The sequence below is a fragment of the Streptomyces sp. NPDC048192 genome (genome assembly GCF_043202415.1).
Classification (GTDB): domain Bacteria; phylum Actinomycetota; class Actinomycetes; order Streptomycetales; family Streptomycetaceae; genus Streptomyces.
Genome location: NZ_JBIDAL010000013.1, coordinates 113,921 through 138,206 on the forward strand (window position 1 = coordinate 113,921; position 24,286 = coordinate 138,206).

At 73.1% G+C, this 24,286-nt stretch carries 19 protein-coding genes and 1 pseudogene; 8 read left to right on the plus strand and 12 right to left on the minus strand.

The features are described from left to right. The first annotated feature begins 111 nt into the window (after nucleotides 1–111). A complete protein-coding gene (locus ACGFZN_RS27305; RefSeq protein ID WP_393861131.1) occupies nucleotides 112–867 on the plus strand; it encodes an enoyl-CoA hydratase/isomerase family protein in 756 nt (251 codons plus the stop codon). Here ACGFZN_RS27305 and ACGFZN_RS27310 read toward each other — a convergent pair. Beyond that, nucleotides 839–1,489 (minus strand): DJ-1/PfpI family protein, encoded by a 651-nt coding sequence (locus tag ACGFZN_RS27310; protein WP_393861132.1) that lies wholly within the window; start codon nucleotides 1,487–1,489, stop codon nucleotides 839–841. The two genes, ACGFZN_RS27305 and ACGFZN_RS27310, sit on opposite strands and share 29 nt — an antisense overlap. A gap of 104 nt (nucleotides 1,490–1,593) precedes the next feature. Further along, entirely contained in the window at nucleotides 1,594–2,553 is a 960-nt protein-coding gene (locus tag ACGFZN_RS27315) for a GlxA family transcriptional regulator (protein ID WP_393861133.1), read from the minus strand. A 147-nt stretch (nucleotides 2,554–2,700) separates the two neighbouring features. Between ACGFZN_RS27315 and ACGFZN_RS27320 the strand changes: the two genes are divergently transcribed. Together ACGFZN_RS27320 and ACGFZN_RS27325 are read left to right on the plus strand one after the other, a co-directional pair. Beyond that, entirely contained in the window at nucleotides 2,701–2,832 is a 132-nt protein-coding gene (locus ACGFZN_RS27320) for an LPFR motif small protein (RefSeq protein ID WP_330336682.1), read from the plus strand. Nucleotides 2,833–2,934: 102 nt separating this feature from the next. Further along, entirely contained in the window at nucleotides 2,935–5,322 is a 2,388-nt protein-coding gene (locus ACGFZN_RS27325; RefSeq protein WP_393861134.1) for a Tex family protein, read from the plus strand. Nucleotides 5,323–5,428: 106 nt separating this feature from the next. On the opposite strand, the gene ACGFZN_RS27330 is transcribed toward ACGFZN_RS27325, so the two are convergent. Together ACGFZN_RS27330 and ACGFZN_RS27335 are read right to left on the minus strand one after the other, a co-directional pair. Beyond that, nucleotides 5,429–7,069, minus strand: coding sequence for an ABC-F family ATP-binding cassette domain-containing protein (locus ACGFZN_RS27330; RefSeq protein ID WP_393861135.1), 1,641 nt, complete (start codon nucleotides 7,067–7,069; stop codon nucleotides 5,429–5,431). Nucleotides 7,070–7,105: 36 nt separating this feature from the next. Beyond that, on the minus strand, nucleotides 7,106–8,140 hold the full coding sequence (locus ACGFZN_RS27335; protein WP_393861136.1) for an oxidoreductase: 1,035 nt from the start codon (nucleotides 8,138–8,140) through the stop codon (nucleotides 7,106–7,108). Nucleotides 8,141–8,217: 77 nt separating this feature from the next. On the opposite strand from ACGFZN_RS27335, the gene ACGFZN_RS27340 reads away from it, so the two are divergent. Then, nucleotides 8,218–9,156: an FAD-dependent oxidoreductase gene (locus ACGFZN_RS27340; protein ID WP_393861137.1), complete on the plus strand. Its 939-nt coding sequence runs from the start codon at nucleotides 8,218–8,220 to the stop codon at nucleotides 9,154–9,156. 69 nt (nucleotides 9,157–9,225) lie between these two features. On the opposite strand, the gene ACGFZN_RS27345 is transcribed toward ACGFZN_RS27340, so the two are convergent. Continuing rightward, on the minus strand, nucleotides 9,226–11,202 hold the full coding sequence (locus ACGFZN_RS27345; RefSeq protein ID WP_393861138.1) for a Xaa-Pro dipeptidyl-peptidase: 1,977 nt from the start codon (nucleotides 11,200–11,202) through the stop codon (nucleotides 9,226–9,228). A gap of 196 nt (nucleotides 11,203–11,398) precedes the next feature. Here ACGFZN_RS27345 and ACGFZN_RS27350 point away from each other — a divergent pair, with 196 nt between their 5' ends. After that, nucleotides 11,399–12,901 carry a M1 family metallopeptidase gene (locus ACGFZN_RS27350; RefSeq protein ID WP_393861139.1) on the plus strand — a complete coding sequence of 501 codons (1,503 nt, stop codon included), beginning with the start codon at nucleotides 11,399–11,401 and terminating at the stop codon, nucleotides 12,899–12,901. Nucleotides 12,902–12,911: 10 nt separating this feature from the next. On the opposite strand, the gene ACGFZN_RS27355 is transcribed toward ACGFZN_RS27350, so the two are convergent. Both ACGFZN_RS27355 and ACGFZN_RS27360 read right to left on the minus strand, forming a co-directional pair. Further along, nucleotides 12,912–13,835 (minus strand): PfkB family carbohydrate kinase, encoded by a 924-nt coding sequence (locus tag ACGFZN_RS27355; RefSeq protein WP_393861140.1) that lies wholly within the window; start codon nucleotides 13,833–13,835, stop codon nucleotides 12,912–12,914. Nucleotides 13,836–13,974: 139 nt separating this feature from the next. After that, nucleotides 13,975–15,450, minus strand: coding sequence for an amino acid permease (locus ACGFZN_RS27360; protein WP_393861141.1), 1,476 nt, complete (start codon nucleotides 15,448–15,450; stop codon nucleotides 13,975–13,977). Nucleotides 15,451–15,684: 234 nt separating this feature from the next. Between ACGFZN_RS27360 and ACGFZN_RS27365 the strand changes: the two genes are divergently transcribed. After that, complete coding sequence (locus ACGFZN_RS27365; protein WP_393861142.1) at nucleotides 15,685–16,392, plus strand: MerR family transcriptional regulator; 708 nt, start codon at nucleotides 15,685–15,687, stop codon at nucleotides 16,390–16,392. On the opposite strand, the gene ACGFZN_RS27370 is transcribed toward ACGFZN_RS27365, so the two are convergent. From ACGFZN_RS27370 to ACGFZN_RS27380, 3 genes are read right to left on the minus strand one after another with little or no spacing between them, the layout of a single operon-like run. Further along, complete coding sequence (locus ACGFZN_RS27370) at nucleotides 16,378–18,561, minus strand: 3-hydroxyacyl-CoA dehydrogenase NAD-binding domain-containing protein (protein WP_393861143.1); 2,184 nt, start codon at nucleotides 18,559–18,561, stop codon at nucleotides 16,378–16,380. The genes ACGFZN_RS27365 and ACGFZN_RS27370 overlap by 15 nt on opposite strands. 42 nt (nucleotides 18,562–18,603) lie before the next feature. Then, nucleotides 18,604–19,818 (minus strand): acetyl-CoA C-acetyltransferase, encoded by a 1,215-nt coding sequence (locus tag ACGFZN_RS27375; RefSeq protein ID WP_393861144.1) that lies wholly within the window; start codon nucleotides 19,816–19,818, stop codon nucleotides 18,604–18,606. Nucleotides 19,819–19,861: 43 nt separating this feature from the next. Beyond that, on the minus strand, nucleotides 19,862–21,022 hold the full coding sequence (locus ACGFZN_RS27380) for a CaiB/BaiF CoA transferase family protein (protein ID WP_393861145.1): 1,161 nt from the start codon (nucleotides 21,020–21,022) through the stop codon (nucleotides 19,862–19,864). 544 nt (nucleotides 21,023–21,566) lie between these two features. Between ACGFZN_RS27380 and ACGFZN_RS27385 the strand changes: the two are divergent. Further along, a pseudogene (locus tag ACGFZN_RS27385) lies at nucleotides 21,567–22,759 on the plus strand (saccharopine dehydrogenase family protein). A gap of 59 nt (nucleotides 22,760–22,818) precedes the next feature. Here the strand turns inward: ACGFZN_RS27385 and ACGFZN_RS27390 are convergent. After that, nucleotides 22,819–23,523, minus strand: coding sequence for an endonuclease V (locus tag ACGFZN_RS27390; protein WP_393861146.1), 705 nt, complete (start codon nucleotides 23,521–23,523; stop codon nucleotides 22,819–22,821). A 60-nt stretch (nucleotides 23,524–23,583) separates the two neighbouring features. Between ACGFZN_RS27390 and ACGFZN_RS27395 the strand changes: the two genes are divergently transcribed. Then, nucleotides 23,584–23,880, plus strand: a complete 297-nt coding sequence (locus tag ACGFZN_RS27395; protein ID WP_393861147.1) for a YciI family protein — start codon at nucleotides 23,584–23,586, stop codon at nucleotides 23,878–23,880. Between the two features lie 18 nt (nucleotides 23,881–23,898). On the opposite strand, the gene ACGFZN_RS27400 is transcribed toward ACGFZN_RS27395, so the two are convergent. Beyond that, complete coding sequence (locus tag ACGFZN_RS27400; protein ID WP_360156883.1) at nucleotides 23,899–24,237, minus strand: plasmid stabilization protein; 339 nt, start codon at nucleotides 24,235–24,237, stop codon at nucleotides 23,899–23,901. Nucleotides 24,238–24,286: the final 49 nt, after the last annotated feature.

Sequence of the window (24,286 nt, forward strand, 5' to 3'; positions counted from 1 at the left end):
GGGATTCGCCTGGTTCTCTCCTGTTTGTCCCCGCTGGGTGAGACCCGTAACACCCGGGGGCCGTGCGCCCTGTCCTTGGTGGGCACGGGCCGCGCGCATAGCATCCGGCTCATGGAGCCCCAGCTGTCCCACCATGTCACCGGCGCCGTCGCCACCGTCGTCATCGACCACCCGGCCAAGCGCAACGCCATGACCGCCGCGATGTGGCGGCGGCTCCCGGAACTGCTGGACGCGTTCGCGCAGGACCCCGCGGTGCGGGCGCTGGTGCTCACCGGCGCGGGCGGGACCTTCTGCGCGGGGGCGGACATCGGCACGCTCCGGGGTTCGCCGGAGGAGGCGCAGAGACTCGCCGTGGCGGCCGAGGAGGCGCTCGCCGCGTTCCCCAAGCCGACCGTGGCCGCGGTGCGCGGGCACTGCGTCGGCGGCGGGGCGCAGCTCGCCGCCGCCTGCGATCTGCGGCTGGCGGAGGAGGGCGCGCTGTTCGGGGTGACCCCGGCGAGACTCGGGATCGTCTACCCGGCCTCCTCCACCCGCCGCCTGGTGTCGCTGGTGGGTCCGGCCACCGCCAAGTACCTGCTGTTCTCGGCCGAGTTGATCGACGCGGGGCGGGCGCTGCGCTGCGGGCTGGCCGACGAGGTGCTGCCGGAGGGCGAACTGGACAAGCGGGTCGCGGAGTTGACCGGGATGCTGGTCTCGCGCTCGCAGCTCACCCAGGCCGCGGCGAAGGAGTTCGCGGCCGGCCGCACCGACCGGGACGCCCACTGGGCGGCGCGGGCCCGCGGCAACCCCGACACGGTGGAGGGGGTCGCCGCGTTCCTGGAGCGGCGGCAGCCCCGGTTCACGTGGAGCGTGGCTGCGTCAGGATGAACCGGCTCCCGGCGCGCAGCCGCTCGACGAGGTGGGCGGGGGCCCGGTCCGGGGACCCGGCGGCGTAGGGCGGCCGAGGGTCGTACTCGGTGGCGAGCTGGAGGGCCTGGGCGTGTTCGTCGCCCGCGATCCGGCCGGCCAGGGTGAGCGCCATGTCGATGCCGGCGGAGACCCCGGCGGCGGTGACGTACTTGCCGTCGGTCACCACCCGCTCCCCGGTCGGGTCGGCGCCGAACCGGGTCAGCTGGTCGAGCGCCAGCCAGTGCGAGGTCGCGCGGCGCCCGTCGAGGAGTCCGGCGGCGGCCAGCAGCAGGGAGCCCGTGCACACCGAGGTCGTCCAGGTGCTGTGCGCGTCGGCTTCGCGCAGCCAGTCCAGCAGCGGCCGGTGCTCCATCAGGTCGCTCTGGCCGGGCCCGCCCGGGACCACCAGGACGTCCGGCCGCGTGACCTCCGCCAGCGAGCGGTCCGCGACGACGGCGAGGGCGCCGGTGTCGGTGCGCACGGGGCCGGTGCGCTCGGCGACGAAGACGATGCCGGCGCCGGGGAGCCGGGAGAGGATCTCGTAGGGTCCGACGGCGTCGAGGGCGGTGAAGCGGTCGTAGACGACAACGGCGATCTGCATGAGGGGCGTCCCTTCGGTGCGGGTGGGGGGCCGACGGCGCGCCGGCCCGCCTCGGCGGGGCACGCCGAGGAAGCGGAAGGTGGTGGTTCGCCTGCCGGTCGCGTTCAGCGGGCCGGGGCGGGGCGGAAGCGGCGGCGGTACTCCGCCGGGGAGGTGCCGAAGGCCTTGACGAAGGCGCGGCGCATGGCCTCGGGGGTGCCGTAGCCGCTGGCGCGGGCGATCTCCTCGATGCCGGCGGGCCCGTCCTCCAGCAGGCGGCGGGCGTGTTCCAGGCGGACCCGGTCGACGTAGCGGCCGGGGGTCATGCCGGTCTCCTCGCGGAAGGCGCGGGCGAAGTGGCGCGGTGAGAGGCGGGCGCGGGCGGCGAGCGCGTCGACCGTCAGGTTGCCCGCAGGGTGCTCGGTGATCCACCGCTGGACCTCCCGCAGCGGCTCGCGCCGGGCGGTCTGCGCGGCGAGCTGGGCGCTGAACTGGGCCTGGTTGCCGGGCCGGCGCAGGAACACCACGAGGTGCCGGGCGACCGCGAGCGCGACGTCCCGGTCCAGGTCCTCCTCCACCAGCGCCAGGGCGAGGTCGATGCCGGAGGTGACCCCGGCCGAGGTGGCGACGTGACCGTCCCGGACGTAGATGGGCTCCGGGTCCACGGCGACGGCCGGGTGGTCGCGGGCCAGTTTGTCGCAGTACGCCCAGTGGGTCGTGGCCCGGCGGCCGTCGAGGAGTCCGGCGGCGGCGACCAGGATGGCGCCCGTGCACACCGAGACCAGGCGCCGTGCGCGCGGTCCGCGCTCCCGCAGCCAGTCGACCAGCCGCGGGTCCGGACGGCGGGTGCCCTCGCCGCCCGGCACCAGCAGCGTGTGCGGGTCGGCCGCGGTGCGCAGCGCCTCGTTCGGTACGAGGGTCAGGCCGCTGGAGGCGCGCACCGGGCCGCCGTCCAGGGAGGCCGTACGGATCCGGTAGCTGCCCGGCGTGTGCTTCTCCGCGCCCGCGAACACCTCGAGCGGCCCGGTGACGTCGAGGCTCTGGACGCCGTCGAAGAGGACGAGGAGAAGGGTTCGCTGCGGCATGTCCCCGATTCTTCGCCGCCCTGCGGATGGCTGCAATGACACGATTCCCACCTTTCCTGCCATGGGAAGGCGGCAGGGGCGGCCGGGCATGAAGGGGTGGCCGGTGCGGTACCCGGCGGCCGGTCGACGTGAAGGAGGAGGATTCTCGTGTTCGCTGCCATCGCAGACGTCCTGCGCCAGGTGGGCGGCGCCATCGCCACTGTGGTCACGCTGCCGTTCCGCGCCGTGGCCCGGCTGTTCGGCGGGGCGTCGTCGTCCGCGCACGGGGGCCGGGCCTGAGTCCCGTCCCGGTGCGCCGCCACGCCCTGCCCTGATCCCCGGTTGTCGGTGTCACCTGCCACAATTGCCGCGCAACCTCAGTGGAGAAGGCGGTACGGGATCGTGACGACACCCGGATCCATCGAAGCAGGATCCATCGAAGGCAGGATCGCCGAGGAACTCGGCGTACGGGAGCGGCAGGTGAGGGCCGCGGTGGAACTGCTCGACGGCGGTTCGACCGTGCCCTTCATCGCCCGCTACCGCAAGGAAGCGACCGAGATGCTCGACGACGCGCAGCTGCGCACGATCGAGGAGCGGCTGCGCTATCTGCGGGAGCTGGAGGAGCGGCGCACCGCGATCCTGGAGTCGGTGCGCGAGCAGGGCAAGCTGACCGACGAGCTGGAGGCGAGGATCCGGGGCGCCGAGACCAAGGCGCGCCTGGAGGACATCTACCTCCCGTACAAGCCCAAGCGGCGCACCAAGGCCCAGATCGCGCGCGAGGCCGGCCTGGAGCCGCTGGCGGACGGCCTGCTGGGTGATCCGGGCGTGGAGCCGCCGGCGGCCGCCGCCGCGTTCGTGGACGCCGGCAAGGGCGTCGCCGATCCGCAGGCCGCGCTGGAGGGCGCGCGGGCGATCCTCACCGAGCGGTTCTCGGAGGACGCCGACCTGATCGGCGAGCTGCGCGAGCGCATGTGGGTGCGCGGACGGCTGGCCGCCAAGGTCCGCGAGGGCAAGGAGGAGGCGGGCGCGAAATTCGCCGACTACTTCGACTTCGCCGAGCCGTTCACCGAACTGCCCTCGCACCGCATTCTGGCGATGTTCCGCGGCGAGAAGGAGGAGGTCCTCGACCTCGTCCTGGAGCCGGAGGAGCCCACGGAGGGCCCGTCGTCGTACGAGGGGATCATCGCGCACCGGTTCGGGATCGCCGACCGGGGCCGTCCCGCCGACAAGTGGCTGACGGACACGGTCCGCTGGGCCTGGCGCACCCGGATCCTCGTCCACCTCGGCATCGACCTGCGGCTGAGGCTGCGTACGGCCGCCGAGGACGAGGCGGTGAACGTGTTCGCGGCGAACCTGCGCGACCTGCTGCTGGCCGCCCCGGCCGGCACGCGCGCGACGCTGGGCCTGGACCCGGGTTTCCGTACGGGCGTGAAGGTCGCCGTCGTCGACGCGACCGGCAAGGTCGTCGCCACGGACGTGATCTACCCGCACGTCCCGGCGAACAAGTGGGACGAGGCGCTGGCCAAGCTGGCCCGGCTCGCGAAGGAGCACGCGGTCGAGCTGATCGCGATCGGCAACGGCACGGCCTCCCGCGAGACCGACAAGCTCGCCGGCGAACTCATCGCCAGGCACCCGGAGCTGAAGCTCACCAAGGTGATGGTGTCCGAGGCGGGCGCGTCGGTGTACTCGGCCTCGCAGTACGCCTCGCAGGAGCTGCCGGACATGGACGTGTCGCTGCGCGGCGCGGTCTCCATCGCCCGGCGCCTGCAGGACCCGCTGGCCGAGCTGGTGAAGATCGACCCGAAGTCCATCGGCGTCGGCCAGTACCAGCACGACCTGTCGGAGGTGAAGCTGTCCCGCTCCCTGGACGCGGTCGTGGAGGACTGTGTGAACGGCGTCGGCGTGGACGTCAACACGGCGTCCGTGCCGCTGCTCGCGCGCGTGTCGGGCATCTCCTCCGGCCTCGCCGAGAACATCGTGGCGCACCGCGACGCCAACGGCCCGTTCACGTCCCGCTCCGAGCTGAAGAAGGTGCCGCGGCTCGGCCCGAAGGCGTACGAGCAGTGCGCGGGCTTCCTGCGCATCCGCGGCGGCGACGACCCGCTGGACGCCTCCAGCGTGCACCCCGAGGCCTACCCGGTGGTCCGCCGCATGGTGAAGACGACCGGCCAGGAGGTGGCCTCCCTCATCGGCAACACGAGCGTGCTGCGCTCGCTGCGGCCCGCCGACTTCGTGGACGACACCTTCGGCCTGCCGACCGTGACGGACATCCTGAAGGAGCTGGAGAAGCCGGGCCGCGACCCGCGTCCTGCCTTCAAAACGGCCACCTTCAAGGAGGGCGTGGAGAAGATCTCCGACCTGTCCGCCGGGATGATCCTGGAGGGCGTGGTGACGAACGTGGCTGCGTTCGGCGCGTTCGTCGACGTCGGCGTCCACCAGGACGGCCTGGTCCACGTGTCGGCGATGTCCAAGACGTTCGTCAAGGACCCGCGCGATGTCGTCAAGCCCGGTGACATCGTCAAGGTGAAGGTCCTCGACGTGGACATCCCGCGCAAGCGGATCGCGCTGACCCTGCGCCTGGACGACGAGACCACCGCGCAGCAGGGGCAGGGCGGCGGCCGGCAGCAGCGCGGCGCCCGGCCGCCCCAGCAGCGGCAGGGCGGCGGCGGTCAGGGCCGGCGGGAGGGCCGCGCCGGCGACCGCGGCGGCCGGCAGGCACCGGCGCCGGCCAACAGCGCGATGGCGGACGCACTGCGCCGGGCGGGCCTGCTGGATCCGAAGAAGCGGTGACCCCGCGCGTCAGGCCGGGACCGCTCGTCCCGGCCTGACGGGCACCACCCCGAAGGGGCGCACGGCCGTGTTCGCCGTCATGGCGCGGCCACCCCCTGGTGGAGCGCTACCGCTCCGTCACCTTGCCGTCCGCCACCTCCAGGCGTCTGGTCACCCGGACCGCGTCCAGCATGCGCCGGTCGTGGGTGACCAGGAGCAGGGTGCCCTCGTAAGCGTCGAGGGCCGACTCCAGTTGCTCGATCGCGGGCAGGTCGAGATGGTTCGTCGGCTCGTCCAGGACCAGGAGATTGACGCCCCGGCCCTGGAGGAGGGCCAGGGCAGCGCGGGTTCGTTCGCCCGGCGAGAGGGTCGCGGCCGGGCGCAGCACGTGGCCTGACTTCAGGCCGAACTTGGCGAGCAGGGTGCGCACCTCGGCCGGTTCGGTGTCGGGGACGGCCGCGCAGAACGCGTCCAGCAGGGTCTCGGGGCCGTGGAAGAGCCCCCGGGCCTGGTCGACCTCGCCGACCAGGACGCCGGAGCCGAGCGCGGCGTGCCCGGAGTCCAGCGGCACCCGGCCCAGCAGGGCGCCGAGCAGGGTGGACTTGCCGGAGCCGTTGGCGCCGGTCACCGCGACCCGATCCGCCCAGTCGATCTGCAGGGACACCGGGCCGAAGGTGAAGTCGCCGCGCCGCACCTCGGCGTCCCGCAGGGTGGCCACGACCGCTCCGGAGCGCGGGGCGGAGGCGATCTCCATGCGCAGCTCCCACTCTTTGCGCGGCTCCTCGACCACCTCAAGGCGCTCGATCATGCGCTGGGTCTGCCGCGCCTTGGCTGCCTGCTTCTCGCTGGCCTCGCTGCGGAACTTGCGGCCGATCTTGTCGTTGTCGCCGCCGGCCTTGCGCCGGGCGTTCTTCACGCCCTTGTCCATCCAGGCCCGCTGCATCTGCGCGCGCTCCTGGAGGGCGGCCTTCTTGTCGGCGTACTCCTCGTAGTCCTCGCGCGCGTGCCGGCGGGCCACCTCGCGCTCCTCCAGGTAGGCCTCGTAGCCGCCGCCGTAGAGGTTGACGCACCGCTGGGCGAGGTCGAGTTCGAGGACCTTGGTGACCGTGCGGGCGAGGAACTCGCGGTCGTGGCTGACGACGACCGTGCCCGCGCGCAGCCCGGTGACGAAGCGTTCCAGGCGCTCCAGGCCGTCGAGGTCGAGGTCGTTGGTGGGCTCGTCCAGGAGGAAGACGTCGTAGCGGGAGAGCAGGAGCGAGGCGAGGCCCGCGCGGGCCGCCTGGCCGCCGGACAGGGACGTCATCGGCTGGTCCAGGCCGACGGCGAGGCCGAGGGAGTCGGCGACCTCCTCCGCGCGCTCGTCGAGATCGGCGCCGCCGAGCCCGAGCCAGCGCTCCAGGGCCGTGGCGTAGGCGTCGTCGGCGCCGGGCAGTCCGTCCACGAGGGCCTGCGTGGCCTCGTCCATGACGCGCTGGGCCTCGGCCACCCCCGTGCGCCGGGCCAGGAACTCCCGGACGCTCTCCCCCGGCCTGCGCTCCGGCTCCTGCGGCAGATGGCCGACGGTCGCGGTCGGCGGGGACAGCCGCAGCTCGCCCTGCTCGGGTTTGGCGAGCCCGGCGAGCAGCCTCAGCAGGGTGGACTTGCCCGCGCCGTTGGCGCCGACGAGACCGATCACGTCGCCGGGCGCGACGACGAGGTCCAGCCCGGAGAACAGGGAGCGGTCGCCGTGCCCGGCGGCGAGGTTCTTCACGACGAGTGTGGCAGTCATCAGGACGCCGATCCTAATGGGCCGGGCGTCCGCGGCTCAGCCGTGTCGTCCGCCGGTGACGGCTGCTGCGGTGCGCACGCCTCCCGCCGTGCGCGCCACGAGGTACGCCTCCCCCCGCAGCGCCCGCGGGTCCAGCGGGAGGCGGTGCCGGCCGGGCTCCAGCACGCCGTCGAACACCTCGCGGGTGTGGGTGCGGTGCAGCCGGTCGAGGCGGTAGGCGGTGATCCGCACCCGGCAGGCCGACGTCACCTCGACGTCCGCGGAGCCGTCGGCGGCGGTGAACCCGGTGAGCCGGCGCCCCGCGAGCGGGCTGCGGTCCAGGGCGTGCTCGATCTGGGCCACCAGCAGCGGCACGATCGGCGCCAGGCCGTCCACCCGGGCGACCTCGGCGCCCGCCCGCTCGAACGCCTCCAGTACGGCGGCCCGTTCGGCCTCGCCGACCGCGCGGCCGAAGGCGACGGCGCCGTAGCCGCGCAGTTCCTCGGCGGGGACGGCCCCGGCGTCCTGGGTGATGTCGGCGCCGATGCCGATGGTGCGCAGCGCGGCGGCCAGCCTGGCGAGCACGGCGACCCGGGCGCCGATCAGCAGGACCCGGCGGCGGGGCGCGGCGGCCGCGTCGATCAGCGCGGCGAGCGCCGCCCGGTACTCGGCGCCCCGGAACCGGTAGGGCCCTATGCCGTGGTAGCCGTTGAGTGCCAGGTCTGCGTGCTCGTCCGTCTGCCAGGCGAAGTCCCGCCAGATGTAGTCCTCGCCGTCGCGCCGGATGACGGCGGTGACCGCTCCGCAGGCCAGGTCGGCGCACTCGGGGCAGCCGTAGATGACGAACCGGCCGCCCGGGAGCGGCGGTTCGGCCTCCAGCAGCAGCGCGTGCACCTGCTCGGTGAAGACGGCGGGCGGGACGTCCGAGGCGAGCGGGGAGACGGCGTCCAGGTCGGACAGCCGGAACAGCAGCGGACGGCCGTCCACGACGAAGTCCACGAAGTCGCGGTGGAGCTGGTAGCCGCCGTCGGCGAGCACACCGCCGGCGCGGATCGCCGGTGCCAGGCCGAAGGTGGCGTATACGGCAGACATGCTGTGAGTATCCCCACACGGACAGCGATGTGAGCGCGGCATGTCGGAGCCGGCTGGACAGGATCTATCGTCCTGGAGTGGACAGCGAGCCGAATGACGAAGCGATCGTGGTCGGAAGCGGGGTCGCCGGGCTGACGACGGCCCTGGTGCTGGCCGAGTCCGGGCGCCGGGTGCGGGTGTGGGCGCGTGAGCAGGCCGAGCGTACGACCTCGGCGGTCGCCGGCGGCCTGTGGTGGCCGTACCGCATCGAACCGGAGCCGCTGGTGGGCGCGTGGGCGCTCGCGTCCCTCGCGGTGTACGAGGAGTGGGCGGACCGGCCGGAGGAGACGGGCGTACGCCTGGTCGACGGCGTACACCAGGGGGCCCGGCTGGACGACCTGGGCGCCTGGGCGGGCCGGGTGCCGGGCCTGCGGGCGGTGCCTCAGGGCCTGGCGGCACGGCTGCCGGTGATCGACATGCCGGTGCATCTGGCGTGGCTGCGGGAGCGGCTCGCGAAGGCGGGAGGCGCGGTGGAGGCGCGCGAGGTGACGGACCTCGGCGCGGTGCCGGCGCCCGTCGTCGTCAACTGCACGGGCCTGGGCGCGCGTTCGCTGGTGCCGGATCCGGCGGTGCGTCCGGTGCGCGGGCAGCTGGTCGTCGTGGAGAACCCGGGGATCACCGGCTGGTTCACCGCCGTCGACCACTCCTCCGCCGCGTCCACCTACTTCATCCCGCAGCCGGGCGGGCTGCTGCTCGGCGGCACGGCGGAGGAGGACGACTGGTCCCTGGACCCGGATCCGGCCGTCGCGGCGGCGATCGTCGCCCGGTGCGCGCAGGTCCGGCCGGAGATCGCGGGGGCCAGGGTGCTGGACCACCGGGTGGGGCTGCGCCCGGCCCGGGACGCGGTACGGCTGGAACGGCAGCCGCTGCCGGACGGGCGCGTGCTGGTGCACAACTACGGGCACGGCGGCGCCGGGGTGACGGTGGCGTGGGGGTGCGCCCGGGAGGCGGCGGAGCTGGCGTTCCCGGCCGCCTGAACGACGGCGGCCGGGAACGCCGGCGGGACTGCGGCTCCCCGAGGAGGCACCGCTGCGGCGCGTCCCCGGTCAGCCCAGTGGCACGTGCCGAGGCGGGTTCGTCACGCGGACTCCCTGGAGAACCCTCGGCTCCGGCAGTGCCGCCGCGCTGCCCGCCGTGGCGCGGGCGAACGCGGCCGCGCCGCCGACCAGCGGGAGGTTCGCCGTCGTACCCGGCAGGGACACCGTCACGGTCGGCTTCGTGGACGGCGGGTCGATGAGGTCCCTGTCCGTGCCCGCGATGATCAGGGCGAGGCGGTGGCCCTTGGGGACGACATGGTCGGTGGCCGCCAGCCGCAGGGTCATCGTGTACGCCTTGCCCGGGGTGAGCGGGACGCCCTTGCCGAGGGAGGCGTAGTGGCCGAGGTCGGCCCAGCCGCGGCTGAACACGGTGTAGTCGACCTTCGCCGTCCTGGCCGCCGTCTCCTTGAAGCAGGCGCTGTCCCCGGCCGTGCTCTCTCCCCAGCAACTGCGGGTGGTCAGCGTGGTGATGCCCTCCCCGGCGTCGGCGTAGTCGCGGACGGTGTCCGGGCCGAGGTCGACCAGGACGGCGGACAAGTGGGCCGAGGCGGTGGTCGGGGTGGCGTTCACCGTGACCGTGGCCGAACCGGACAGGCGCAGGTCGTGCGTGAGCGGCGCGGTGAGGAAGCCGGTCTTCTCCGGGGTCGGCGTGGTGAGGCGGCCCGCCCAGTCGGTCTCGCTCAGCGCCGGGTCGTCGGTGAAGGTCTCGGTGCCGCGGGCCGGGCGCAGACCGAGCGTGCCGATGCCCGCCCGGGTGCCGGGGGCCGGGTGGAGGACGGCGGTACCGGTGGTCCGCGGGGGCCAGAGGCGGGAGGTGACCCACTGGTCGGGGTGGCGTTCGATGTCGGCCATCGGCTCGCGGTCGACGCCGTTGTCGTAGCCGAGGAGTTCGTGGTCGAACCAGCGGTGGAGGGTGTCCACCCAGGCGCCGCGCCGGTAGTCGAAGGGGTCGACGTGCCCGGTCTGCGACAGCCAGATCTTGCGCTTCACCCCGTGCCGGGCGAGGGCGTCCCACCACTGCCCGAGGTGCTGGGTGCGGACGTTGAGGTCCTGCATGCCGTGCACCAGGAACACGCTGGCGCGCACCTTGGCCGCGTCCTTGACGTAGTCCCGCTCGGTCCACAGCGGCGTCCAGTCGCCGCTGCGCGGGCTGCCGTCGGCGAGCTTCTTCTGCACGGCCGCGCAGTGGGCGTGCGCGGCGTCGCTCTCGACGTATCCGGCCAGTTCGTCGGGGCCGCCGTCGTACAGCGGGGCGCCCTGCGCGTCGTAGTAGTCGTACCAGGAGGAGATGGCGCTGATGGGGACGATGGTCTTCAGTCCCCTGACGCCGGTGGCGGCCACGCCGTTGGCGATCGTGCCGTCCCAGCTCTTGCCGATCATCCCGGTCCGGCCGTTCGTCCAGCCGGCCTTCACGGTCTTCGTCCCGGTCCGGGTGGTGTACGCCGTGGCGCGGCCGTTCAGCCAGTCGACGACGGCCTTCGCCGACTGGATGTCGGAGCGGCCGCCGACGTCGACGCAGCCGTCGGAGCGGTTGGTGCCGGCGAGGTCGACGCCGACGAAGGCGTAGCCGCGGGGCACGAAGTAGTTGTCGTAGAACAGCGGCATCTGCACGACGCGGCCCTGCGGGTCGTACGTCTTGACCTGGCTCTCGTTGCCGCGGCCGCAGCAGGAGTAGTAGGGGCTGGCGTCCATGATGACGGGCACCTTGCGGCCCTGGCGGGCGGGCTCGGACGGCCGGACGATGTCGGCGGCGACGCGGTCGGTCCTGCCGTCGCCGTCCTCGTCGAGGCCGGTGTCCACCCACACGGACTCGCGGACGGCGTGTGCGTAGGAGTAGACGGGCCGGCTCTCCCGTGGGGCCGGGCCCGTGGCGGCGGCCCGGGCGGCGGTCGGGGTGAGGACCGCGGCCGTCAGGACGGCGACGACCGCGGTCGCGAGCGCTCTCCAGATCGTGGAGCGCGCGAGGAGGAGGATGCGTGTCGGCATGCGCGGACGGTACTGCGGTCAACTCCCGTACAGAAGAGGGACTCGCGGCGATCCGTGGGCTCGTGACGGCCGAATGGCGATCGTGTGACAGCGGGTGCCATGGACAGGCCGGCGGCCACAGGCACTGAATAGGCTCCGGACAGGTTCTCGAAGAATCTTCCGAACGGACCTTTCGTCCTGACGACTTGGAGCTGACGTGCACCGCAGAATCATCGCGCCCGGCGCACTGGCGGCGGCCTCCCTCCTGCTGGCGATCCCGGCATCGGCCGCGAGCTACTCCCCCGGCGCGCCGGGCATCGGCGACCCCTACTACCCGTACTACGGCAACGGCGGCTACGACGTCTCGCACTACGACCTGAGGCTCCAGTACCAGCCGAAGACGGACGAGTTGCAGGGCACGGCGACGATCCTGGCGCGGACCACGCAGGACCTGTCCAGCTTCGACCTGGACTTCCTGCTGGACGTGAGCGAGGTCCGGGTCAACGGCGCGAAGGCCGCCTTCACGCACGCCCAGCAGCACGAACTGGTGGTCACGCCGAAGACGCCGCTGGCCAAGGGCACGCCGGTCACGGTGGTGGTCCGCTACAGCGGGGTGCCGTCGACGAAGAGCGCCTACGGCTTCACCACCTGGCACCGCACCCCGGACGGCGCGGTCGCGGCCGACGAGCCCGAGGCCGCGTGGTGGTGGTTCCCGAGCAACGACCACCCGAGCGACAAGGCCACCTATGACGTGTCGGTGGCCGTGCCCGACGGCACCCAGGCCATCTCCAACGGCACGCTCCAGTCGACCGTTTCGAGGCTGGGCTGGACCCGCTACACCTGGCGGCAGAACAAGCCGCAGGCCACCTATCTGGCCACCCTCGCCATCGGGAAGTTCGACATCACGACGAGCACGTCCGACGGCGGGGTGCCGGTCGTCAACGCCTACAGCAAGGACCTCGGCGACGACGACGGGGCCGCGCGGGCGAGCGTGGAGCGCACCGGGGAGATCGTCGACTGGCTGAGCGGCTACTTCGGGCCATATCCGTTCAGCACCGCGGGCGGCTACGTCCCGAACACCACCACCGGGTACGCGCTGGAGACCCAGACCCGGGTCTACTACAGCCCCAAGCAGTTCGCGAACGGCTCCAACACCTCCGTGGTCGTGCACGAGCTGGCCCACCAGTGGTACGGCGACGACGTGTCGCTCAAGGGCTGGAAGGACATCTGGATCAACGAGGGCTTCGCCCGGTACGCGCAGTGGCTGTGGTCGGAGCACGAGGGCGAGGGCACCACGCAGGAACTCGCCGACTACGTGTACGCCTCCCACCCGGCCGACGACGCGTTCTGGACGGTGAAGCCCGGCGACCCGGGCCCGGACGACCAGTTCGACATCGCCGTGTACGACCGCGGGGCGCTGGCCATCCAGGCGCTGCGCAACGCGGTCGGGGACGAGGCGTTCTTCCGCATCCTGAAGGGCTGGCCGAAGGAGCACGCCTACGGCAACGCCTCGGTGGCCGACTTCGAGCGCTACGCCGAGCAGGTCTCCGGCAAGCCGCTCGCCTCGCTGTTCGACACCTGGCTGTACCAGCCGTCGAAGCCGGCGGCGCCCGCGGCGCGCGCCGCGTCCCTGACGGCGGCCGGCACGAAGGCGGCCCAGCCGAAGTCGTGGAAGAAGATCGAGGCGACGAACGGCCTCCACGACACCCGCGGGCACTGAACGGGACCGGCTAAGGCCTGCTTCCGCCGCCGTCCGCGGCCCGCTCGAGCAGCGCGTCCCGGCCTATCGGCTCCGCCCGGGAGGCCGGGACCGTGCAGGCGTGGGCGCCCGCGACCGCGCCGTAGCGGGCGCAGGTCCCGGGGGGCTTACCGGCGAGCCGGCCGTAGAGGAACGCGGCGGCGAAGGCGTCGCCCGCGCCGTTGGAGTCCACCACCGGTGCGGGCGGCTCCGCCGCGGGCACCCGGGTCAGCCCGCCGCCGGCCAGCAGATAGGCGCCGTCGGCTCCCGCGGTGGCGACGACCACCTCCGCCCGGCCCCGCTCGGCGATGCGCCGCATGGTGCGCTCGGGGTCGGACAGCGCGGCCGCGGAGAGGAAGACGACGTCGGCGGCGTGGGCGAACGGCTCGTGGTACGGGTTCTCGCCGTCCCAGTCGTGCAGATCGGTGGACAGGCCGACGCCCGTGGGGAGCAGCACCGGCAGGGCTTCCGCGCAGGGCTGGGTGATCGTCACGTGCACGTGCCGGCTCGCCCCGGCGAGCATGCGCAGCAGCTCCGGCGGGAAGCGGTCGCCGGGGCGGGCGCGGCTGGTGTCGTACAGGGACAGGCGGCGGCCGTCCGGGCCGACCAGGTTGACCGCCCGCTTGGTGCCCGCCGGCTGCGGGAGCGCGGTCAGTGCGATGCCGTGCTCGCGGTGCAGGGCGCGCACGAGGTCGCCCTCCGGGTCGTCGCCGAGCAGGTCGAGGTGGTGGGTGCGCAGACCCAGTGCGGCGAGGCCCAGCGCGACGAAGTCGCCGGTCTGTCCGGCCCGGGTGCGGATCCCGGAGTCGATCATGTAGCTGTCGGCGTCCGGCAGGGGCAGTTCGGGGACATGGATGACCGTGTCGGCGCCGGCCCCGCCCAGCACCAGGACGTCCGTCGGGGTGGGAGTGCTCATCCGCCGGCCTCTCCGTGGTCGTACACCCTCATCGGGAGCGTCCCCGACCGTACACGGCACGGTGGCGTCACCTGGGACGCAGGGGGTGTCCGGGGTGACGCCACCGTGGGCGGTGCCACTGAACAGTGGCGCTGAGCCGCTACTTCGCCAGCTGCGACAGTTCGTCGTCGGTGCGGCGGTTCACCCGGCGGCGCACCCCGAACCAGCCGGCGACCAGCAGGACGGCGATCACCGGGATGAGCAGGACCGTCTTGCGGCCGACCTCGGGGTCGTTCCACATCATGCCGAGGCAGGCCAGCAGGAAGGCGATCGTGGCGATCTCGGTGACGGGGCTGAACTTCAGCTGGAAGTGCGGTCGGGTCGCGAGGCCCGCGCGGGCGCGGCGGACGAAGACCATGTGGCAGATCATGATGATCACCCAGGTGCTGACGATGCCGAGGGAGGCGACGTTCAGCACGATCTCGAAGGCCTGGCTGGGCATCAGGTAGTTCAGGCCGACGCCGAGGACGCAGACCGCGCAGGTCAGCAGGATGCCGCCGTAGGGCACCTGGCTGCGGCTCATCCGCGCGGTGAATTTGGGCGCGGAGCCCGCCATGGCCATCGAGCGCAGGATGCGGCCGGTGGAGTACAGGCCGGAGTTCAGCGAGGACATGGCGGCGGTCAGCACGACCAGGTTCATCACGTCGCCGGCCGCCGGGACGCCGATCTTTGACAGGACCGTGACGAACGGGCTCTCGTCGGCGGAGTACACGGAGCCGGGCAGCAGCAGGGCCAGCAGCACGACCGAGCCGACGTAGAACAGGCCCACGCGCCACATGATCGAGTTGACCGCGCGCGGCACGACCTTCTCCGGCTCGGCGGTCTCGCCCGCCGCGACGCCCACCAGCTCCAGCGCCGCGTAGGCGAAGATCACGCCCTGCATGACCAGGACGACCGGCATCACGCCGTGCGGGAAGACACCGCCGTGGCCGGTGATCACGCTCAGGCCGGGGGTGTGGCCGCCGACCTTGTGGTGGGTGGCGAGCAGGAAAATGCTGATCAGCATGAAGCCGACGATGGTCGCGACCTTGATGATCGAGAACCAGAACTCCATCTCGCCGAAGATCTTCACCGAGATCAGGTTCACGGCGAGGACCACCGCGAGGGCGATCAGCGCCAGCACCCACTGCGGGATCGAGGTGAAGAAGCTCCAGTAGTGCGTGTAGAGCGCGATCGCGGTGATGTCGGCGATACCGGTGGTCGACCAGTTCAGGAAGTACATCCAGCCGGCGACGTAGGCGCCCTTCTCGCCGAGGAACTCGCGCGCGTACGACACGAAGGAGCCGGAGGACGGCCGGTACAGGACCAGCTCGCCCAGGGCCCGGACGACGAAGAAGGCGAACACGCCGCAGACCAGGTAGGCCAGGGCGAGTGCCGGGCCGGCGTTGTGCAGGCGGCCGCCGGCGCCCAGGAGGAGGCCGGTGCCGATGGCGCCGCCGATGGCGATCATGTTGATGTGGCGGGCCTTGAGGTCCTTGCTGTAACCGGCGTCGCCCGCGTCCGCGGGCGTCTGGGCCGCCTGTGCCGCCTGGGTGCGGGCGGTGGCCTGTGCCGATTCCACGGCGTCCTTGCTCACGGGTGGTTCACTTCCTGGTGCGCCCGGTCCTCGTGGGCCCGGGGGACGTGCAGGGCTCGGTCCGCACCACCCTGGTGAGTCGGGGCACAGACCGAGACAGCAGCTTCTCAGACCCCTGCCTGTCTCCGCGGTGGTCCATGTCACACAGCGTTACTTCTCACACGATCAACTCAGCGTCCACACGACGTTCACCACAGGTTTCACAGCAGTGGTGAGACAGCGATACTGCTCCACATGACCACCGATGCCGGGGACACGCCCCTCACCATCGACGAGCTGGCCGCCCGGGCGGGCGTCACGGTGCGCACCGTCCGTTTCTACGGCAGCAAGGGCCTGCTGCCGCCGCCGGTGATCGGCCCGCGCCGGGTGGGGCACTACGGGCCGGAGCACCTGGCGCGGCTCGCGCTGATCGAGGAGTTGCAGCGGCAGGGCATGACCCTGTCGGCGATCGAGCGCTATCTGCGCCGGCTGCCCGCGGACCTCTCCCCGCACGACCTGGCCATTCACCGCGCGGTGGTCGCCTCCTGGGCGCCGGACGAGGTGGAGACGGTGTCCCGGGAGGAACTCGGACGGCGGGCGGGGCGGGCGCTCACGGACGAGGACCTGGAGCGGCTCGCGGCGATGAACGTGGTCGCCGCCGCGGAGGGCGGCACCTTCCGGGTCGACTCCGGGCTGCTCCGGCTCGGCGTGCAGCTGCTGGACGTGCCCCTGTCGCAGGAGGCGATCCTCGCGGCGCGCAAGGTGCTCGTCGAGCACTCGCGCGCTGCGGCTCACGAACTCTCCCAGCTCCTGCGCGGCGAGGTCGCGGAGCGTGACGCCCGGGACGTGCGGTCGCTGTCGGCCCACATGCACCCCTTGGTGGTGCAGGCGCTGCTGACGACGTTCCAGCGGTCGCTGCGCGAGGAGCTGAGCGAGTGGATCACCCGGTCAGGAACGGGCTGAGTCGGCGAACACCTCCCCCTTCCCGGCCTTCTCCACCAGCAGCGCCGGCGGGGTGAACCGCTCGCCGTAGCGCTCGGCCAGCTCACGCGCGCGTGCCACGAAACCGGGCAGGCCGCCTTCGTAGCCGTTGATGTACTGGAGCACACCGCCGGTCCAGCCCGGGAAGCCGATGCCGAGGATCGACCCGATGTTGGCGTCGGCGACGGAGGTCAGCACGCCCTCCTCCAGCAGGCGCACGGTGTCCAGCGCCTCGGAGAAGAGCATCCGCTCCTGCATGTCCCGGAACGGGATCTCGTGGCCCTGCTTGGTGAAGTGCTCGCGCAGGCCCGGCCACAGCCCGGCGCGCCTGCCGTCCTCGGTGTAGTCGTAGAAGCCGGCGCCGCCGCTGCGGCCGGTGCGGCCGAACTCGTCGACCATGCGGTCGATGACCGCCTCCGCCGGGTGCGCGGTCCAGGTGCCGCCCGACTCCTCCACGGCCCGCCTGGTCTCGTTGCGGATCTTGCGCGGCAGGGTGAGGGTCAGCTCGTCCATCAGGGACAGCACCTTGGCCGGGTAGCCGGCCTGGGCTGCGGCCTGTTCCACGGAGGCGGGCTCGATGCCCTCGCCGACCATGGCGACGCCCTCGTTGATGAAGTGGCCGATCACCCGCGAGGTGAAGAAGCCGCGCGAGTCGTTCACGACGATCGGCGTCTTGCTGATCTGCCGGACCAGGTCGAAGGCGCGCGCGAGGGCCTCCTCGCCGGTGCGCTCGCCCTTGATGATCTCGACCAGCGGCATCTTGTCGACCGGCGAGAAGAAGTGCAGCCCGATGAAGTCGGCCTGGCGCTCCACGCCCTCGGCGAGCGTGGTGATGGGCAGGGTGGAGGTGTTGGAGCACAGCAGGGCGTCGGGCGCGACGACGGACTGGACCTCCTGGAACACCTTGTGCTTGAGCGCGGTGTCCTCGAAGACGGCCTCGATCACGGCGTCGCAGCCGGCGAGGTCGGACACGTCGGCCGTGGGCGTGATCCGGGCCAGCAGCGCGTCCCCCTTCTCCTGGCTGGTACGGCCCTTGGCGACGGCCTTGGCGCACAGCTGCTCGGAGTAGCCCTTGCCCTTGACGGCCGCCTCCAGGGAGACGTCCTTCAGCACGACGTCGATGCCCGCGCGGGCGCAGGAGTAGGCGATGCCGGCTCCCATCATGCCCGCGCCGAGCACGGCGACCCGGCGGACCTGGCGCGGCTCGACGCCCTTGGGGCGGTTGGCGCCGGAGTTGACCGCCTGGAGGTCGAAGAAGAACGCCTGGATCATGTTCTTGGCGGTCTGCCCGGTGACCAGCTCGGTGAAGTAGCGGGTCTCGATGGTGCTCGCGGTCTCGAAGTCGACCTGGGATCCCTCGACGGCCGCGGCCATGATGGCGCGCGGGGCCGGGTAGGGGGCGCCGTTCGTCTGCTTGCGCAGGTTGGCCGGGAACGCGGGCAGGTTGGCGGCGAACTTCGGGTGCGCGGGGGTGCCGCCCGGGATCTTGTGGCCGGGGACGTCCCAGGGCTGGTGGGACTCGGGGTGGGCGTCGATGAAGGCGCGCGCCTTGGCGAGCATCTCCTCCTCGGTCGCGGCCAGGTCGTGGACCAGGCCGTTCTCCAGGGCGCGGCGCGGGTTGTACTGGGTGCCCTGCAGCAGCACCTTCAGCAGCGCGTCGGTGATGCCCATCAGGCGCACGGTGCGGGTGACGCCGCCGCCCGCGGGCAGCAGGCCCAGGGTGACCTCGGGCAGCCCGATCTTGGAACCGGGGGTGTCCAGCGCGATGCGGTGGTGGGAGGCGAGCGCGATCTCGTAACCGCCGCCCAGGGCCGCGCCGTTGACGGCGGCGACGACCGGCTTGCCGAGTGTCTCGATGCGGCGCAGCGCGCTCTTGATCGCGGTCGCGGTGTCGAAGACGCGCTGGGCGTCCTCGGGCCGGGCCTTGATCATGTCCTTGAGGTCGCCGCCCGCGAAGAAGGTCTTCTTGGCGGAGGTGTAGACGATGCCGCGGATGGAGTCCTTCTCGGCCTCCGCGCGGTCGGCGATCGCCGTGATGGAGGCCCGGAAGGCCTCGTTCATGGTGTTCGCGGACTGGTTGGGGTCGTCCAGGACGAGGGTGACGACACCGGTGGCGTCCTGTTCCCAGCGGATCGTGGTGCTCTCGGTCATGACAGTGTTCTTTCGTTGAGGTCCGGTGATTCCGCGGGGAGTTCAGACGCGCTCGACGACGGTGGCGATGCCCATGCCGCCGCCGACGCACAGGGTGGCGAGGCCGTAGCGCTTGTCCTGGCGCTCCAGTTCGTCCACGAGGGTGCCGAGGATCATGGCGCCGGTCGCGCCGAGCGGGTGGCCGAGGGCGATCGCGCCGCCGTTGACGTTGACCTTGTCCAGGGTCAGGCCCATGTCCTTGACGAAGCGCAGCACGACCGCGGCGAACGCCTCGTTGATCTCGACCAGGTCGATGTCGTCGATGGTGAGGCCGGCCTTGGCCAGCGCCTTGCGGCTGGCGGGGGCGGGGCCGGTGAGCATGATGGTGGGCTCGGAGCCGGAGACGGCGGCGGAGACGATCCGCGCACGCGGGGTGAGGCCGTAGCGCTCGCCGACCTCCTTGGAGCCGATCGCGACGAGGGAGGCGCCGTCCACGATGCCGGAGGAGTTGCCCGCGTGGTGGACGTGGTCGATCTTCTCCACCCAGTGGTACTTCTGCAGCGCCACGGCGTCGAAGCCGCCGAGTTCGCCGATGTCCGCGAAGGACGGCTTGAGCTTCGCGAGGGAGTCGGCGGTGGTGCCGGGGCGCGGATGCTCGTCGTGGTCGAGGACGACCAGGCCGCTGCGGTCCCTGACGGGGACGACGGAGCGTTCGAAGCGGCCCTCCTTCCACGCGGTGACGGCGCGCTCCTGGGACAGGGCCGCGTACTCGTCGACGTCGCGGCGGGAGAAGCCCTCGATGGTGGCGATGAGGTCGGCGCCGATGCCCTGCGGCACGAAGTCGACGGCGAGGTTGGTCATCGGGTCGTTGAACCAGGCGCCGCCGTCGGAGGCCATGGGCACCCGGGACATGGACTCCACGCCGCCCGCCAGGACCAGGTCCTCCCAGCCGGAGCGGACCTTCGCGGCGGCCAGGTTGACGGCCTCCAGGCCGGAGGCACAGAAGCGGTTCTCCTGCACGCCCGCGACCGTGTCGGGCAGGCCGGCGGCGATCGCCGCGATCCGGGCGATGTCGGAGCCCTGGTCGCCGACCGGGCTGACGACGCCGAGCACGATGTCGTCGACGGCGGCCGGGTCGAGGCCGGGGAAGCGGTCGCGGATCTCGTGGATCAGCCCGACCACCAGGTCGACGGGCTTCGTGCCGTGCAGGGCGCCGTTCGCCTTGCCGCGGCCGCGCGGGGTGCGGATCGCGTCGTACACGTACGCTTCGGTGCTCACTGGTGTGCCTTTCGCAGAGGGTGGGCCGAGCGGGGGGCCGGGGTCAGCCGGCGTCGGTGACCGGGTCGTGGTTCACGAGTGCGGGTGTCCCCCAGTCGCGGGCCACCGCGTCCGTGTCGGCGCCGGGCAGGGCGGGGCCGGTGCGGACGGAGGCGGGGGTGGCGGAGAAACGGGGGGCGGGGGCCGGCTGGGTGATGCCGGCGTGGTCGGTGAAGGTGCCGCGGGCGGCCAGGTGCGGGTGGTGCGGGGCCTCGCGCAGCGACAGCACCGGGGCGACGCAGGCGTCGGTGCCCTGGAAGACCCGGGTCCACTCGTCCCGGGTGCGGGACTTGAAGCGGGCGGCGACGCGCTCGCGCAGCTCGCCCCAGCGGGTGGGGTCCGTGTGGGCCGGCGCCAGGTCCTCCAGGCCCAGCAGGCGCAGGAACTCGGCGTAGAACCGGCCCTCCAGGGCGCCGACCGCCATGTACCGGCCGTCGGCGGTCTCGTAGGTGCCGTAGTAGGGGCAGCCGCCGTCGAGGAGGTTGGCGCCGCGCCGGTCCTGCCAGCCGCCGGCCGCGAGCATGCCGTGGATCATCGCGGACAGGTGGGCCGTGCCGTCGACGATGGCGGCGTCGACGACCTGCCCGGCGCCGGTCACGCGCGCGTGGTGCAGGGCGGCGAGCACGCCGACGGCCAGGTAGAGGGCGCCGCCCGCGTAGTCCCCGAGCAGGTTGGCGGGGAAGACCGGAGGCTCGTCCGGGCGGCCGGTCATGCCGAGGGCGCCGGTGACCGCGATGTAGGCCACGTCGTGGCCCGCGCGGTCGGCGAGGGGACCGTCCTGGCCCCATCCGGTCATCCGGCCGTACACCAGGCGGGGGTTGCGGGCGCGGCACTGCTCGGGGCCGACGCCGAGCCGCTCGGCGACGCCCGGACGGTAGCCCTCGAGGAGGATGTCGGCGCGCTCGGCGAGGTCCAGCACGCGCGCGGGGCCGTCGGGCGCCTTCAGGTCGATCACGACCGAGCGCTTGTTGCGGTTGGTCACGTCGTACGCGGGGTCGATCCCGAGGCCGGGGCCGCCCGGGCGGTCCACGCGGACCACGTCCGCGCCGAGGTCGGCGAGGAGCATGGCGGCGAACGGGCCCGGCCCGATGCCGGCCAGCTCCACCACGCGCACGCCGGAGAGCGGACCGCTGCCCGGCGCCGCCGGCGTCCCTGCCGTCGTCATGCTCTGCTCCCCAGCGTGTGTGACACAAACGATGTAACACCGGTGATGCTAAGAACGTGTTCCACCGGACACAAGACCTAACGAGCAAGCGCTTAGTCGAGTGCCCGGAGCCGCGCCGATCACCCGGGAGAGTGAGAGGCGCGTGTGCCGGGACCGTTCTGGAGGGCCGCCGGGGGCGGTTCCGGACGGGGTCCTCCGTCGAGCCACCGGCGGCGGGGCGCCGGTGGCCGAGCCTCAGGGCCGCCTCGGTGCCTGTCCGCGGCACCGGGTCGGCGCTGGGTGCCGGTCAGGGTGCGGGCGGCGTGGCAGAGGGTCTGCGGCGGCCGAGGCGCGGTGGCGGCGCTCGGCGGGGCGCCGGTGCCGGGCACGGGCCGGGGCCGCCGGGGCCTGGTGGCCCGAGCGCGGACGCGGGCAGTTTCTTCCCATTCGTCGGGGCGTTCCTGGCTGCGGCCACCGCTGCCTCCGGGCTGGTCGTCGGCACTCGCACTCCTCACGCTAGCCTCAGCCACCGACAGCGGCGCGGGCTGCGGGACCAAGGGGTGTCATGAGCAGGCTGAACAGGACGGACCGTCCTTACGATCTCGTGCTCTTCGGAGCCACCGGCTTCGTCGGCGCCCTCACGGCGGAGTATCTCGCCGCGCACGCGCCGAAGGACCTGCGCTGGGCGGTGGCCGGCCGCGACGAGGGCCGGCTGGAGCGGCTGCGCGAGCGGCTGCCCGGCGCGGAGGAGATCGGCGTGCTGCGGGCCGACGTGAGCGAGCCCGCGACCCTGCGCGCCCTCGCCGAGCACGCGCGCGTGGTCGCCACCACCGTCGGGCCGTACGTGCTCCACGGCGAGGAACTGGTCGCCGCCTGCGCGGACACCGGTATCTGGACCTGACGGGCGAGCCGGAGTTCGTGGACCTCACGTACGTCCGGCACGACGCACGCGCGCGCGAGACGGGCGCACGCCTGGTGCACGCCTGCGGCTTCGACTCCGTGCCGCACGACCTGGGTGTGTACTTCACCGTCCGGCAGCTGCCGGAGGGGGTCCCGCTCACCGTGGACGGCTATGTGTCCGTCGACGCCGCCTTCTCCGGCGGCACCCTGGCCTCGGCGCTGAACCAGTTCGCCCGCGGCCCTCAGCTGCTGGCCGCGGCGCGCGAGCGGCGCCGGCACGAGCCGCGGCTGATCGGGCGCCGGACCACGGCGGCGCCTGGCGTGCCGGTGTTCGCCGGGGAGATCGGCGCCTGGGCGCTGCCGCTGCCGACCGTGGACCCGCAGATCGTGCGCCGCTCGGCCAGGGCCCTCGACCGGTACGGCCCCGACTTCCGCTACCGGCACTACGCCGCCGTGCGGCGGCTGCCGGTGGCTCTGGGCGGGGTCGCCACCGTCGGCGCGGTGCTGGCGGCCGCCCAACTGCCGCCCGCGCGGCGCTGGTTGTCGGGCCGGCTGCGGCCGGGGGACGGCCCGCCCGCGGAGCGGCGGGCACGGAGCCGGTTCGCGGTGCGGTTCGTCGGCGAGGGCGGCGGCCGGCGCGTGTTCACGGAGGTGGCGGGCGGCGACCCCGGATACGACGAGACGGCGAAGATGTTCGCCGAGGCGGCCCTCAGCCTGCTCTTCGACGACCTGCCGCCCACGGCCGGACAGGTCACCACGGCGCAGGCGATGGGCGACGCCCTGACCGGGCGACTGCGCGCCGCGGGCATCACCTTCCGGGTAGCGGCCACGGACGCGGGCGCCTCCCGGTCCCGCTGAGACTCTCGCGGCGGACGCCGCCGGGCGCCGGACGGGCGTCCCGGCCCGCCGCCGCGCGCTCAGCGGGCGCCGCAGCCGTGTGCCGCCTCCCGCAGGGCCCGGCGGCACAGGGCGTCCGCCTGGCGGGTGGTCTCCGGCAGCCGGTAGCGCGGGGTCAGTGCGAGGGTGTGGGCGACGGCGTTGTCCAGGCTCACCCGGTGGCCGACGGAGACGAAGACCGGTTTGACGCCGTCGCGGGTGCGCAGCGCGCGCCCGACCTCCTCGTCCCCGGCGAGCAGCGGGGCAGCGCCGCCCCGCCGTGCGCCGGGTTCTTCGTAGGTGAAGGTGAACGGGTTCTTGGCGACGCCGATCACCGGCAGGCCGGTGAGCACGCCGAGGTGGCTCGCGAGGCCGAAGCGGCGCGGGTGGGCGAGGCCGTAGCCGTCGCACACGACGAGGCCGGGTGGGCAGGGCAGCCGCTCCAGGGCGGCCCGGACGGCCGGGATCTCGCGGAAGGCGAGCAGGCCGGGCACATACGGGAACGAGACCCGGCCGACGGCCGTCGCCTGGGCCACCACGTCCAGGGTGACGGCGTCGAGCACGACGGCCGCCGCGGCGACGAGGTCGTGCTCGTCGTCGTAGGCGACGTCGACGCCGGTGACCCGGCCGGTCCGGGGCTCGGGTCCCGGTTCGTCGAGCACCACGCGCCCGCGCAGTTCGTCCTGGACCGCGCGGGCCTCTTCCTCGGTCGCGGGCCAGCCCGCCGGTACGCCTACGGTCGTCATGGTGACGTCGACTGTACGGTTCTGCGGCGCCCCGGAGGAGCGGGGGGTAGGCTCGCGATCATGTTCGTGCTGGAGCTGACCTACACCGCACCCCTCGACGCCGTCGACGCGCTGCTGCCGGACCATGTGGCCTGGCTGGAAGAGCAGTACGAGAAGGGCCTCTTCCTGGCCTCGGGGCGCATGGAGCCCCGCGACGGCGGGGTGATCCTCGCCGTCGCCGAGGACCGCGCACGCATCGAAAAGATCGTGGCGGGCGACCCCTTCCTGACCGGCAGCGTGTGCACGTACCGCATCACGGAGTTCATCGCCACGAAGACGGCGCCGGAGCTGGCGCGCCACCGGCAGACACCGGACTGATCGGTCTGATCGCCGCGGCTATCCCTTCTTGGCGTTCAGCGCGCGCTGCAGCTCGTCCTTGTTCATGTGCGAACGGCCTTCGATGCCGCGCTGCTTCGCCTCGTTGTACAGCTGGTCGCGGGTCGGGCCGTGCGAGCCGACCCGGTTGCCGGACCGCTGACCGCCGCGCTTGCCGGACGACATGTCCTGCGTGGAGCTGCGGCTCGCGGTCTTCGACTCGCCGGAGCGGGCGCGTTCCTTGTTGACCGTCCGCGCGGCGATCTCCTTGGCGCGCCCGGTGCTCTCGCCCCGGTCCTGCGCGCTCTTCTTGATGTGCTCGTACTGCCGCTCGCGCTTGGCGCTGGAACCGGCCGGCATGATCGCTCCCTTCCTGTGCGGCGGGCCCGCGCAAGGGTCTTGCGCAGGT

What these genes read in the sequence shown, in the direction of transcription:
- ACGFZN_RS27305 (WP_393861131.1), top strand. Translation starts at nt 112, where the DNA reads ATGGAGCCCCAGCTGTCCCACCATGTCACCGGCGCCGTCGCCACCGTC.
- ACGFZN_RS27390 (WP_393861146.1), bottom strand. Translation starts at nt 23,523, where the DNA reads ATGACGACCGTAGGCGTACCGGCGGGCTGGCCCGCGACCGAGGAAGAG.
- ACGFZN_RS27345 (WP_393861138.1), bottom strand. Translation starts at nt 11,202, where the DNA reads ATGCCGACACGCATCCTCCTCCTCGCGCGCTCCACGATCTGGAGAGCG.
- ACGFZN_RS27355 (WP_393861140.1), bottom strand. Translation starts at nt 13,835, where the DNA reads ATGAGCACTCCCACCCCGACGGACGTCCTGGTGCTGGGCGGGGCCGGC.
- ACGFZN_RS27395 (WP_393861147.1), top strand. Translation starts at nt 23,584, where the DNA reads ATGTTCGTGCTGGAGCTGACCTACACCGCACCCCTCGACGCCGTCGAC.
- ACGFZN_RS27400 (WP_360156883.1), bottom strand. Translation starts at nt 24,237, where the DNA reads ATGCCGGCCGGTTCCAGCGCCAAGCGCGAGCGGCAGTACGAGCACATC.
- ACGFZN_RS27310 (WP_393861132.1), bottom strand. Translation starts at nt 1,489, where the DNA reads ATGCAGATCGCCGTTGTCGTCTACGACCGCTTCACCGCCCTCGACGCC.
- ACGFZN_RS27335 (WP_393861136.1), bottom strand. Translation starts at nt 8,140, where the DNA reads ATGTCTGCCGTATACGCCACCTTCGGCCTGGCACCGGCGATCCGCGCC.
- ACGFZN_RS27330 (WP_393861135.1), bottom strand. Translation starts at nt 7,069, where the DNA reads ATGACTGCCACACTCGTCGTGAAGAACCTCGCCGCCGGGCACGGCGAC.
- ACGFZN_RS27370 (WP_393861143.1), bottom strand. Translation starts at nt 18,561, where the DNA reads ATGACCGAGAGCACCACGATCCGCTGGGAACAGGACGCCACCGGTGTC.
- ACGFZN_RS27380 (WP_393861145.1), bottom strand. Translation starts at nt 21,022, where the DNA reads ATGACGACGGCAGGGACGCCGGCGGCGCCGGGCAGCGGTCCGCTCTCC.
- ACGFZN_RS27315 (WP_393861133.1), bottom strand. Translation starts at nt 2,553, where the DNA reads ATGCCGCAGCGAACCCTTCTCCTCGTCCTCTTCGACGGCGTCCAGAGC.
- ACGFZN_RS27365 (WP_393861142.1), top strand. Translation starts at nt 15,685, where the DNA reads ATGACCACCGATGCCGGGGACACGCCCCTCACCATCGACGAGCTGGCC.